Origin of the sequence: Pseudopedobacter sp. (assembly GCF_040392825.1) — a bacterium.
In the GTDB taxonomy this organism is placed as follows: Bacteria; Bacteroidota; Bacteroidia; order Sphingobacteriales; family Sphingobacteriaceae; genus Pseudopedobacter.
In genome coordinates this window covers 21,162-34,963 of sequence record NZ_JBEBVH010000006.1, presented here as the reverse complement: position 1 = coordinate 34,963, position 13,802 = coordinate 21,162, and the positions used below count along the sequence as shown (strand labels likewise).

The following is a 13,802-nucleotide window of genomic DNA, read 5'->3' as shown; positions in this document are numbered from 1 at the left end:
AGGCAATAGTACTTTACTCAAGTACTATTGTCTCTTTATAAAAAGGCCTGTAAAAAGTGAAACCCGAGTTAGAAAAACTGATAGAGAAGTACCTTAAAGGAAAGTGTACTGAAGAGGAGCGGAAGCTGGTTGAGACATGGTACGATCAATTAAATGAAGACGATGGTATGTCTATGTCTCAATGGAATGCCAGATCCAGAGGGCTGAAAACAGGATTGTATAAGAAAATCAGTTTAAATAACGGGAAAATCAGAAATCTCGTGTTTTTTAGAGTTGCAGCTGCAGCAATTGTATTGTTTTTAGGGGGTATCGTTTATTTAACATTGAGCCAGTATGGCATAGATACCAGAGAAGAACTATTCTCTTATGCTGGAAATGGCCAGATTGAAATGGGTAATCTGAAAGAAACACGTTTAATTCTGGATGAGGAAAGAAGTATAGATTTAGCCGGAAATGCGGGAATAGATTATACAAAAGGAGAGCTTGAGATAAAAAATGGGAGTGGTAGTGAGCTGATTCAGAAACTGGAAACCGGAAGGCATGCATTTAGCACTTTAGTGGTTCCGTACGGGAGAAGAGCAGAACTGGTATTGTCTGACGGTACTAAAGTGTGGTTAAATTCAGGTTCCCGTTTGGTGTATCCTAATACTTTTAAAGGAAACAAACGAGAGGTTTTATTACAGGGAGAAGCTTTTTTTGACGTAGCACATCATGCGGAGAAACCTTTTCATGTATATGCTAAAGACGTAGATGTAAAAGTACTGGGTACCTCATTTAACGTGAGAGCATATACTGATGAAAAAGATATAAAAACTACGTTGGTACAAGGGAGTGTATTGTTAGCAGATCTGGGTAACGATAAAAACACTGCTCGTCTTGTTCCCGGAAATATGGGCGTTTTTACAGATACAAAATCTTTTAAACTAACCAATGTGGATACCGAGATGTTTACTTCATGGAAGTCTGGATATCTGTATTTGAAAAATGAGAATTTATCAGAACTATTAAAAACGCTTACCCGGTATTATAATATAACTATTCAATTAGATGATTCCACAAAGGAAGAGAGATATTTTTCGGGACGGTTGAACCTTGAACCGGAGCCGGAACAAATTTTACACGTAATTGCACTGACTACACGCTGTCAGGCAGAAAAAACAGAAAGGGGGTGGGTTTTAAAGCGAAGTACTGACCAACTATAGATCGGATTAACGATAATACATTAAAAATAAAATGGAAGATGCGACCAACATCTTCCAAAACGATAATACAATTTATTAACCTATTACAGTTAAAAAAAGTACCTAAAGTTATGCAAAAAATAGGTGTGCACTTGATGAAGCTAGTATCCATATTGTTATTTGCGAGTATAATAAGTGTACATGCAAAAACTTATTCGCAAACAAAGTTTACCATTAATATTCAAAATGGTAAAGTAAAAGATGTTTTTGAACAAATTCAACGTAAAAGCGATTATAGGATTTTCTATGAAGAATCAGGAGTAAACAAGATAAGCGACAAAGTGATCAACCTGAATATGGTACAAAAGACCGTACAGGAAGTATTGGATGTTGCGTTAAAAAACACAAGTTATACCTATAAAGTTATAGGGAAACAAATTTCCATTTTCCCAGCTCCAAGAAGTGCAACTGTGCAGGGACAACCATCGGCGGGATTGATTACCGGAAAAATCTATGATGAAAAGAATGAAATATTACCATCTGCAAGCGTAAAAGTAGTAGAGCTTAATAAAACTACGATAGCCAATGCCAATGGTACATACAATATTTCTGTAGCACCAGGTGTTTACACTTTAGAAATCAGGTTTTTATCTTACGAGACCCAGATTCGTAAAGAAGTAAAGGTACAATCCGGAAAAACGACTGCTTTAGATATTCGTTTAATGCCAGATGCCAAGCAGCTTAATCAGGTTGTGGTTACGGCTTTAGGTATAGAGAAAGAAGAAAAAGCCCTGGGTTATGCTGTACAAAAAATAGAAGGTATAGAAGTTTCGCAATCGCCAACCAGTAACTGGATTAATGCTCTTTCCGGTAAAGTTGCAGGTTTAAACCTTAATAAAGTAGGTGGGCCTGTGGGTACAAGCGATGTGGTTTTAAGAGGGGATAATGTGTTGGCGCTTGGAGGTAGCGGTGCGTTAATTGTAGTAGATGGTGTTCCCATCAGCTCATCACAAACAGGTACCGGAGACGGCCCTATCATAGGGTCTGATAATCCTGTAGATTTTGGGAGTTCATTGAGTGATCTTAATCCAGAAGATATCGAAAATATTTCTGTATTGAAAGGACCAGGTGCTGCGGCCTTATATGGTTCCAGAGCATCTAACGGAGCTATTATTATCACTACAAAATCTGGTAAAAAATCACCGGGACTGGGTATTTATGTGAATACTTATCTGACAGCTTATCAGGTGAATAACTATCCGGATTACCAATGGGAATATGGACAGGGAACAGTGGGACAAGATTGGTATTCTTATAATAATAGTGTAGATGGAAATAGTACTAAAGGTACAACCGGAGCATGGGGCCCTCGTTTTCTGGGTCAACCTTATTTTCAGTTTCATTCACCTTATGATACCGAGGCCTACTCGAACCCCATTACAGCTCCAAGAACAGAACGTATGCCATGGGTTCCGCAAAAAAATGCCTATAGCGGTTTTTTTCAATCAGCAGTGACGTCTTATACCTCTGTAGCCGTAGCTGGAGAAGGATTTAGAGCGTCAGCGGCCTATCATAAAAATGAATGGATAGTACCTAACACTGGATTTGAACGGATATTACTTTCGTTATCTGGTAACAGAAAATTATCTTCAAAAGTAAATCTGAATGCGAAAGCAAATTACTCCAGAAAATATACTGATAATTTACCCAGTCAGGGATATAATAACCAGACGGTGATGTATTTCATGATTCAGCAGACGCCCAACATAAATATAGATTGGTATAAACAACGCTGGGTACCGGGCGAAGAGAATGTACAGGAGTTTTCTCCATTCTGGAATGGATTGGATAACCCTTATGTGGTTGCTTATGACATGACGAATGCGAGCGATAGACATAATATGGTGGGAAATGTACAGGCTATTGTTCAAATCAACGATCACTTAGATTTTAGTGTGCGTTCTGGTGCCGATATGAGTTATGAATATCGTTCACAACAACGCCCGCAGAGTACTTACCGTTGGAAAGACGGAATGTACAGACAGCAAAATGTATTCAGAATAGAGGCTAACTCGGATTTCCTTCTAAAATATAAGGGAGCTATTCCGGGATTAAAATATACCGCCAGTTTTGGTGGAAATCAACGCTTTAATGATTATAAATACGATAATATGATGGCAGACCGATTGACACTGCCTGGTGTTTATAATATTGCCAATAGCAGGGATCCCGTAATTACAAGAAGTGATAAACAACGCTTTTTAGTGAATAGCTTGTATGGTTTTGTAAATCTGGATTTTAAAGGGAAGTATTATCTGGAAATAACAGGAAGAAACGATTGGTCGTCAACATTACCTTCTCATAACTCTTCTTTCTTTTATCCGAGTGTAAATACAAGTGTATTGTTGAATGAAGTTTTTGCAATGCCTAACTGGATTTCATTTGCAAAAGTTAGAGGTTCGTTTGCATCAACAGGGGTAGATTCCAAAGATCCTTATGCTTTCCTAATGAATTATTACCAGACAGATTTTCCGGGATCTTTAACAACGCCCGGAACATTGCCTAATGCAAATCTGAAACCTCAGTTTACCGATGCGTACGAAACTGGTTTTGATTTAAGAATGTTCAAAGGACGTTTGGGATTGGATGTGGCTTTATATAAAGGAAGTACAAGAAATCAGATTATTAACCTTCCGGTAGACCCTTCGGGTGGTTTTACGAGTGCCATGACTAACGTTGGAAAGGTGGAAAATAAAGGGATAGAGGTGCAGTTTAAAGGAACTCCTGTTCAAAAGAAAAACGGTTTTAAATGGGATGTGAATATTAACTGGGCAGCCAACAGAAATAAAGTGGTAGATGTGGCATCTGCGTTAGGAACAGAAAAAAGATTGAACCTGTATGGAATTAGCTGGGCTAACCTTTATCTGGTAGCGGAAGAAGGTAAAGCTTTAGGTCAATTATATGGATTAGGCTTTAAACGGACTCCGGATGGAGAAATGATTTTTAACAACGGTTTGCCTGTATTTACAGATACTATACAAAACTTTGGAAATACCAATCCTAATTACACGATGAGCATTAAAAACAGCTTTAGCTGGAGAGGGTTAACGGGATCTTTCCTTTGGGATGCCAGAGTAGGTGGTAAAATGATGTCGTACTCACATGCTATGTTGTCCGGAGGTGGGAAATTAACCAACACTTTACCAGGTAGAGAAACGGGTATTGTAGGGCCCGGTGTTATAGAGAATGCTGACGGAAGTTATTCACCAAATAACGTAAGGATACCGGCGGCACTTTATTACGCGCAGTATTACCATTTTACCTTGATGGAGTCTAATGTGTTCTCGTCCTCTTACCTGAAGTTGAGGGAGGTGAGTTTAAGCTATAAATTACCTAAAAGATTTATTAAATGGCATGCTATAAAAAATGCAAGTTTAGCCATTACAGGAAGAGATCTTTTAGTGTTTTCCAAATTTCCATTGTTTGATCCGGAAACGGCAACCCTTAACAGTGCACAGGTTTTACCTGGTATTGAGATTGGGCAATTTCCATCCACACGATCTTTTGGTTTCAGTTTAAATCTAGAATTCTAAAGCTGATTATTATGAAAAGAAATAAAGTTATAATTTACTATCTGTTGGCTTTTATAGGTGTACTGTCAAGTTGTACTACCAGTCTTGACGATTTAAGGGAAAAACCAGAGGGAATAGATAATCCGGGAGCATCCTCATTTTTGAATAATTCCCTATACCAGACGGTAACGCATATACAGCGACAGGCACATACCATTAATACGCAGTTGTCTCAGGTAGCTGTATTCAGGGAATTACAGGGAAATAACCAGATTCACCGTTATCAGATTAGTGCCGGTACTTCCAATGCGATGTGGGCAACACCTTATCGGCAGTTGTTGAATTTTAAAGAAATGAGAAGATTGGCTGAAGAAAAAAAAGATGCCAATTATACAGCCATAGCTTTAACGCTGGAGTCTTGGTTAATTTCTAATATAACGGATATTTACGGAGACGTCCCTTACTCAGACGCTTTAAAGGGGATGGAAGGAAATACCACTCCAAAATTTGATACTCAAAAGCAGATTTATGACACCATTTTTGTTAATCTGGAAAGAGCCAACTCTTTATATGATTTAACTAAACCTTTGGCTGGAGATGATTTGTTATATAACGCGAATGTAGCAGCGAATTTAACCAAATGGAAAAGGTTTACCAATGCACTGACTTTGCGTTTACTGATGCGGGTACAGGGCAAGGGAGCGGAATATCAGGATAAATTAAGAGATTTTTTAGCTAATTCTGCCAAGTATCCTTTGATGCGTAATAATGATGATGGAGCAACATTCTTTTACACTAATGTTACACCATTTGTAAATGCGTTTTATGATGTCAGGGATTTATCTTTTAATGGAAGTATTAAGTTCTCACATTCTTTTATCGGAAAATTAGCATCAACAAATGATCCCAGGTTACCATTATGGGCAACAACAGTAGGAAGTGGTTATGTTGGAATGCCTATAGGCTACCCTGCAGTTGATCCGGCTTATAGAACAGGAAGTTACTCAACCTATATTCTTGATCTGAAACGATCAAAATATTTTGGAGATATCATGCAATATTCAGAGCAGCAATTTCTGTTGGCTGAAGCAGTGGTGAGAGGCTTGATGGTAGGTAATGCGAAAACTTATTATGATGACGCTGTAACCTCGTCTTTAACCTATTGGGGGATTACAAATACTACTTCGTTTCTATTGCATCCTGATGTAAGTTATAATGGAACTGTGGAGCGTATTATGGATCAAAAATATGTAGCACTTTTTGGTAATGGATTCCAGCAATGGCATGAAATCAGGAGGACGGGTTATCCGACTTTAGTATTGGGGGAAGATATGCATAATGATGGGAAACATCCTGCCAGACTTCCATACCCGGCCAGTGTACTGCTATATAATAAGACAAATTATGATGCAGTTGTTAATCGTATGGGGGGAGATAATCTAAATGTAAAGGTATGGTGGATGAATTAACAAAGAAAACAGCTCGTTTATCTGAAAAGATTATAAACATGAAAACACAAAGAAATATTTATATCATGTTAGCCGGATTGTTGTTTTTCATCGGCTGTGAGAAAGATGTTTATCATTCTGATCCGCTTTCTCTTAAAAACATCAAAACATTGTACAAAGATGAAGATCTGGTTTTACCGGAAAGCAGAATTGGTGGTGTTGTTATTACCGATATTGAAAATGGAAATCACGTTCCGGGATACATTATTGTGCAAAGTGGCGAGCATGGAATGGCACTTGAACTGAGCAATGCCAATGATTTTAAGCTTGGAGATTCGGTAGTGGCTAATGTTAGCGGTAAATTGCTTACCCGTTACAACGGACTGCTACAAGTTAGAGGTGTAGAGCCTGCCAATGTTAGAAAAGTTACCACAGGTAAGCATGTGAGGCCTAGAGCAGTGGGAGTGGCTAATTTGTATAATAACCGGGATAAATATGAAAATACCCTGGTGAAGGTTTTAGGAGATATAACTCCGCAACCTAATGCAGGAGAAACTTTTTCAGGTAATAAAAAAATGGAAGAGTTAAGTTTCGAAGTTTCTTTATTTACTTCTACCCAGTCTTCTTTTGCAGGAGAGCTTTTACCCAATAACGCTTCTTTTCAAGGGGTGGCACTAGGGGTACAAAATAATGGTGTTGAAATAAGGATGAGAAGCATAGAAGATGTAGAGAATGCAAGTGGCAGGGTTTACCCAGGTTTTCCGGAGAGCTTTGAGAAGACGGTAGGTTATACCGCTGGTGATTTTTTTGTGGATCTCCCTTCAGGAAAATGGAAGTTTAACAATGCAGGTCTAAGAAATGAATATACAGATAGGGTAGTAAGTGGTACCCATGCTATAAGGTTTAACCTGAATAATACAACTTCTTGTTATGCCCAAATGGAAAATGATGTGCCTGATGGAGCTTCTAAAGTAACCGTTTATTACGGGCAATGGGGCGGTGATCCCGGATCTACCTGGCGTTTAGAATATTCGACAGATCAGGGAGCTACCTGGAAACAAATGGGAGAGCATGTAACAGATGCGAGTCCGTTGCCTAAGCTAAAAACCTATATGATGGATATTCGTATACCAGTTCGTTTCAGAATTAATAAACTCGGTTTAGGAACCAGTACCGCAACCATTAGCAACGGAAGGTTAAATATTGATGATTTTGCTATCTATCAGCCTTATCAATAAAAAGGAGATATTCAGAAGAAAGCAAGCTTCAAATTTGGTAAAATCACCATAGATGCACAGGTATTCTCTAAGCTTATTTCTGTGAGGTCTAAGGATAATAAACAAAGACAAAAATAATAAAGATGAAAAAAAATATATATTTCATGTTCTTATTGTTCGGAGCAATAAGTTTCATGGTTTCATCATGCAAAAAAATACATCATTCCATAGATGAAGACCTGGATTATAATGATACTCCTCCCGTTTTGGCAGACACAACCTTAGTTCCTGTAGATATTACACTGCCGGAGGTACGTTTTACCCAAAAGGAGTTTTATAGTGCTTATTTAGAATCAAACATGATTTTAAGTGGATTGACATCACTAATTGATGCTACAGATCAGGGAGCTACTATTCACATGTCTATTTATCAAATTAATCAGGATGATGTTTTAGAAGCCTTGAAAAGAGCAGACTCCAGAGGAGTTAATCTTAGATTACTGATTGATATGAGTCGTCTGGAAAGTCAACGTATTAATCCTAAAGCATTGAATTTCCTGAGAAATTCAAACTTAAAGAATGCTGAAATTTGGGACATTAATAACGATGTCGCTGATGGAGCGATTAATGAAAATAGATTTGTATTGTTTAGCGAGATCGAAACGGTTGCAGGTAAGCAGCAATACGTGGTATTCCAGGCTTCGCAGAGTTTTACGGATGCTGATTCCAGATATGCACAGGATGCTGTTATCTTGTCGGATCAGTCGTTATATGAAGCTTATCTCACTTATTGGAATGAGCTTAAAGCCAGGGCTACTGGAGGAATGACATCTTATAATTATTTTTCTGAAATCCTAAATTCAGGAAATATAGAAGCTCATTTTTTGCCTTACAGAAATAATAATACTGCAATTAACGGAGATCTAAGCCTTGATTTCTTAAACAGGATAAGTAATCCTGCAACAGCTGACATAAGAATAGCTATGGCTTATTGGGATAATACCCGAATAGTCATTTTAGACAAGTTAATCTCGTTGGCAGAACAAGGGGCAAAGGTAGAGCTGGTGTTAAAGAGTAATCTTGCTGCTTCTTTATCAAGATTCGAAGAACTGGAATCAAAGGGAGGTTTTATCAGAATGATTAATGTGAATGATAATACCAGACAGTTGACAAATACAGAAAGTCGTTTTACATTAATTAAAGGAACTTTTGATGGAGTACCTAATTCAAAAGTTGTTATTACCGGAACACATTCTTTTACTGGTAATTCTTTAAAAAACAGTAATGGAGCCATAATCCTATTGAAAGACGAAGGTATTTATAGCAGGTATTTTTCCTATTTCGATGATTTAAAAGTTTTACCAGAATTTCGTTCAGGCGGACCAATATATCCTGGATTCCCAGAAACATTTGAACCCGTAAATTCAGGTGATAGCAATACATTTTATGCAGACAAATTATTAACGCTTTCTACTGGAAACTGGAAAATTAATCAGAGCGGTTTAAGAAATGAAAGTGCTGATAAAATAGTAAGTGGAACGCATGCCTGGCGCAGTAATTTTAATGTAAACTATTCGATATACCTGGCTATGGATTTTGATGTACCTAACGGAGCATCTAAAGTTTCTTTCTATTACGGAACGTGGGGAAATCAATCTGGCTCATCGTTGGTAGGCACTCCATGTACTTTTCAGCTGGAGTATTCTACCAATCAGGGAACTACATGGGCTACTATCGGTAACCCGGTAACGGAGGCTGCATGGGTACCTAAATTATTGACTTATGATGTCGATATCCAGGGACCTGTAAGGTTTAGGATTCATCGTAAAGGGCAAGCTGCGACCGGTGCCGGAAACGGACGGTTAAACATAGATGATTTTTCTGTTTACCAGCGAGCCCAATAGTTAAAGAAATTTTTAGAGAAAATCTCATCATTTCGACCCGTAAAGTTGGAATGATGAGATTTTGAGTACTTCAAATGAAATAGAGTTACACACATTTTTAGAATATGGAAAAGAGATATAGCAGAATATTAGCCTTATTTTTTGTAGTAATGACAGGTGCTTTTGCAGGAAAGGCACAAGATAAATTGTACCCAAAATATCCGGAGAGTTTTGAGACCGGTAATAAAATGAATTACCGGATAGATGATATAGACTTGCCTACCGGGAGGTGGAGACTGGACAATGCAGTTATACAAAATCAGAAATATGATGGGGCAGTGTCTGGAGAATATGCGGTGCGCATGATATTTAACAATACTACTTCGGCTTATTTACAAATGATGTACGATTTACCGAAAGGAGCATCTAAAGTAGAATTTTGGTATAAAAGTTTTGCTTTAGATAAACCATGCATGTTTCAGTTAGAATACTCTACAGATAAAGGAAAGAAATGGCAGGCCATAGGAGATTTGATTGTAGCAACAGATAAGCAAAAATATACAAAGGCAGAGATGAATATGGATATTGAGGGTCGTGTAAGATTCAGGATTAATAAAATTGGTTTGGGAGATGGCGCTAAAAATCAGGAAATTTCCAATGGCCGTTTAAACATAGATGATTTCGCCGTTTATTACAAAGAATAATACAGCCATATTAAGCCTAGTCACATAAAAGATGAAAAGAATTTTATACTTTATGATTGCAGCTATAAGCTTGCAATCCTGTAAAAAAAATGAAGATGGAGAAGATAAAAAATGGCATTCTCCATTAAAAATAGCGAGCTATAATATCCAGTATGACAATACTGTTCAGGCACCTGCCAGTGAGTGGGTAAACAGAAAAGATTTGTTTAAGCAAATGGTAGAAAAGTATGATTTTGATATTATTGGCGCTCAGGAACCGTACCTGAGTCAATTGAATGATATTAAAAGTATGTTGCCGGGATATGATTATATAGGGATCAGTATTAATGGAGAAACAACTGCCCTGAAAAGACATTATACACCTATAATCTATAAAAAAGATAAGATTGAGATATTGGATTGGGGAACATTCTGGTTTTCGTCATCAAGTTCTGAACCAGGAAGTATAGGTTGGGATGCGTATTCTCCCAGAATATGTACCCGGGCGTTAATTAAGGATAAAACTACCGGTAAAATATTTAATTTTTTTAATGTACCTTTAGATCATATAGGTACCACTGCCAGAGATATGAGTGTGCAGATGTTGTTGTCTCTGGTTCCAGTAGCATCAGCGAAATATCACAGTATTATAACAGGTGATTTTAACCTTAACCAAAATAGTGTAAACTACAATAGGATAGTGAGTTCAGGTGTTCTAAGGGATAGTTATAAAATGGCGCAGGAGAAAGTTAATGCTGAATATGGTACTTATAATGATTATGTACTGAACCAAAATCTGGGAACTCGTATAGATCATATCTTCTTATCTACAGGTTTACCTCTTAGGGTAAAAAAACATCATATAATTACCGATGACTTTAATGGTAAATATCCTTCAGACCATTATCCGGTAATGATTGAATTACAGCTGCCCAAGTAAACTGGAGATAGGAATATCGGGAATTGAACTATTCGCCGATTTTTGATCTGCTGTCCTAAAAGGGGCTTTGTTCCGAATAGATTCCTTTGAAAATAGAAGGAGGAAAACTTCCTGAAACAACTTGCCTGACGGTAATTAAGCAAGTTGTTCAGGAGATATTATATCAGTCAATTTTCAGCGTTTTTTTACACTAAGCTAAGTTAATTGAAATCTTTTGCACAGCTATATATCGAGGCATGACCAAAGCATCTTAAGCTATTCTCAACTGCATCTCAGGCTATTCTCATTCCGTAGGTGTTTCTGTTTTTTGCCGAAAAATAGCCTCTACGGCTAAATAACGAAGAAAATATGGCCTTTGATCAGTTTAATTCAGGGTGATTTTGTGATTGTCTGATTTTAATTTAGAATTGTTGTTCTCTTGAAATAATACACTAAGTATGGGGATAAACCGAATGGTTAACATCTTGACAATAGGTCTGAAAACGGAAGGTTTCGTGTTATCAGAAAGTTTCCGAGAATCTTTTAATCCATCGAATCCGTGATTCAGACAAAAGGCAATAAACTTGTGTTTTTTCTTTATTTCCTCTCCGGTAGGAAGCATAGATAGGGATTATTTATATAGATGAATTAATTACTTTCCTTTAATCTAAGCATAACTTTCAGTTTATCTTTATGTAATATTGTTCTCGCTAATTTGCGACATGTAAAAAAACGTTTTTTGCGAAATAGTATTAATTTTATAATTTAGTTAAAGACCGATAACTTTCGTTACTATAAGCTCGATTTTATAGGTTTTAAATCAATTATATATGCTTCCGAACAAACCGGACAAGTCTAATTTGTTAGAAAATTTTCGTGATGGAGATGAAAAAGCATTTAAATTGCTATATGAATATTATCATCGCAAAGTTTATCGGTTTGCCTATTCTTTTTTAAAAGAAAAAGAACAAAGTCAGGAAATATTGCAGGAAACGTTTATCAATCTTTGGGTCAATAGACAAAAACTAGACATAACAAAGCCCCTTGAACCTTATCTGTTTGTTATATGTAAAAGATTGGTACTGGATGCCTTTAGAAAAGTAACCAGTTCTGATACTTTGAGGGAGCATCTTATGAATAAGATAACCGGAATAGACAATGGCACCGAAGAAAAGATAATCTATTCTGATATTTGGAATTATACCGAAAAGGCTATTGCGAAGCTTCCAAGGCAGCAGCAACTGGTTTTTCGCTTAAACAAATTAGAAGGTCTTTCTTTTGATGAAATAGCGGAAAAATTAGGTCTATCCAGGAATACAGTTAAAAATCATTTAGCTGTTGCCCTTAAAACGCTTAAGGCACAATTAGAAAACCACCAGATTTTATATTTGTTCGTCTTGTTTTTGATTATGTAATATCTGAAAGGCCGACAAATACTTAAAATAGCTTTCTTGTATTAATCTTTTTGCTTGTAATTCAGTGTGTTTTATATTTTTTAAAAAAATATGGTCTGTCAACTAGTCCTTTTTGCCTCCAGCTCCGTAATCTATATATAAGCCATAAAAAACGAACTTGAATAAAGGAACAGACATATCGAAGGAACGCCTGGAGTATCTTTTTAAAGCATTAACGGAAAATACTATCAGTAAAGAAGAATTAGAAGAACTAGCTGCTTGTTCTCGAATCCTGAAAGATGACGAGGTGTTCCATTCTTCTGTGAAGGAAATCTGGAATAATGTATCGGTCAAGCCAGAGGAGGATATCCTCGATAGTGAACTTGTATATGAGAATATAATTTCCGATTCTCGCTTTCAAAAGGCAAATCCGAAACGAAAAATATTTGTGTTTAATGGAAAGGTGTTTCTGCGCTATGCAGCTGTATTATTGTTGACAGCTGGTGTTGGATTATGGTTTTATGTAAATAAACCAGAAACCGGGCCAGAGAAAGGGCAACAGTTGATAGCTGTTAAAAAAGATAGTGGGACAGAAGATGCTAAAGCAGTAATGCTTACGTTGGCAGATGGTTCACAAATAGCTTTAGATAAAGTATCCAATGGGGTGTTAACTGTTCAGGGAGATTCGAAAGTAGAACATCAGGATGGACAAATTACTTATCAGGATGGCGTTGGTTTAGGTTTAGGCGGTGGTAAGGCATTGGAAAATACGGTAACTACTCCAAGAGGTGCAGACTTTAAAATTGTGCTGCCGGACGGAACTAAGGTTTGGTTAAACACCATGTCTTCATTAAGCTACCCGGTAATGTTTAACGGAAAAGAACGAAAAGTGCGAGTAAACGGAGAAGCATATTTTGAAGTAGCAAAAAATCCTCACAAACCATTTATTGTCGAAGCCAATGGGACAGAAGTAAGCGTTTTGGGAACGCATTTTAATGTGAATGCATATTCCAATGAAAATGCTGTAAAAACTACTTTGATAGAAGGGGCAGTGAAAGTGACTAACCATACTAAGTCTGTTTTATTGAAACCTGGTGAACAATCTACAGCTTCTTTGTCAAAAAATGATATTAAGGTGTCGACGGTAGATACCGAAGAAACACTGGCCTGGAAAAATGGCTATTTCCTATTTAACGATGAAAATATAACAACGGTAATGAGAACCATAGCCCGATGGTATGATATTACAGTTGAATACGATGGAAATATAGACGGCAAAACGTTCGGCGGAACTATATCAAGGTTCGAGGATATAGAACAACTACTTAAAAGTATAGAAATGACTGGCGCTATACGCTTTAAGTTAATGCCGGCAACTTCCGGAAAAGAAAGGAGGGTTATAGTGATGCCATAATAAGCACAAAGTGCTTATAATAAAACAGGAGCGCTGCAACGCCCCTGATTATTAGTACTTGGACTAACAAGGTTTTAAATTAATCTTACAG

9 protein-coding genes are annotated in these 13,802 nt (G+C 37.1%); all 9 read left to right on the top strand.

Annotated features, from left to right (window positions below):
• Nucleotides 1-56: 56 nt before the first annotated feature.
• The 9 genes from ABWO41_RS01115 to ABWO41_RS01075 all read left to right on the top strand — a co-directional run bounded on the left by ABWO41_RS01115 (nucleotide 57) and on the right by ABWO41_RS01075 (nucleotide 13,711).
• Nucleotides 57-1,202 (top strand): FecR family protein, encoded by a 1,146-nt coding sequence (locus tag ABWO41_RS01115; protein ID WP_353132203.1) that lies wholly within the window; start codon nucleotides 57-59, stop codon nucleotides 1,200-1,202.
• 134 nt (nucleotides 1,203-1,336) lie between these two features.
• Nucleotides 1,337-4,774, top strand: a complete 3,438-nt coding sequence (locus ABWO41_RS01110) for a SusC/RagA family TonB-linked outer membrane protein (protein WP_353132201.1) — start codon at nucleotides 1,337-1,339, stop codon at nucleotides 4,772-4,774.
• Between the two features lie 11 nt (nucleotides 4,775-4,785).
• Nucleotides 4,786-6,222, top strand: a complete 1,437-nt coding sequence (locus ABWO41_RS01105; RefSeq protein ID WP_353132199.1) for a SusD/RagB family nutrient-binding outer membrane lipoprotein — start codon at nucleotides 4,786-4,788, stop codon at nucleotides 6,220-6,222.
• A 38-nt stretch (nucleotides 6,223-6,260) separates the two neighbouring features.
• A complete protein-coding gene (locus ABWO41_RS01100) occupies nucleotides 6,261-7,439 on the top strand; it encodes a DUF5689 domain-containing protein (RefSeq protein ID WP_353132197.1) in 1,179 nt (392 codons plus the stop codon).
• Nucleotides 7,440-7,561: 122 nt separating this feature from the next.
• Nucleotides 7,562-9,322, top strand: a complete 1,761-nt coding sequence (locus ABWO41_RS01095) for a phospholipase D-like domain-containing protein (protein ID WP_353132195.1) — start codon at nucleotides 7,562-7,564, stop codon at nucleotides 9,320-9,322.
• 104 nt (nucleotides 9,323-9,426) lie between these two features.
• Nucleotides 9,427-10,005: a hypothetical protein gene (locus ABWO41_RS01090; protein ID WP_353132193.1), complete on the top strand. Its 579-nt coding sequence runs from the start codon at nucleotides 9,427-9,429 to the stop codon at nucleotides 10,003-10,005.
• 31 nt (nucleotides 10,006-10,036) lie between these two features.
• A complete protein-coding gene (locus ABWO41_RS01085; RefSeq protein WP_353132191.1) occupies nucleotides 10,037-10,924 on the top strand; it encodes an endonuclease/exonuclease/phosphatase family protein in 888 nt (295 codons plus the stop codon).
• 809 nt (nucleotides 10,925-11,733) lie between these two features.
• Entirely contained in the window at nucleotides 11,734-12,318 is a 585-nt protein-coding gene (locus ABWO41_RS01080; RefSeq protein WP_353132189.1) for an RNA polymerase sigma factor, read from the top strand.
• A gap of 157 nt (nucleotides 12,319-12,475) precedes the next feature.
• A complete protein-coding gene (locus tag ABWO41_RS01075; RefSeq protein WP_353132187.1) occupies nucleotides 12,476-13,711 on the top strand; it encodes a FecR family protein in 1,236 nt (411 codons plus the stop codon).
• Nucleotides 13,712-13,802: the final 91 nt, after the last annotated feature.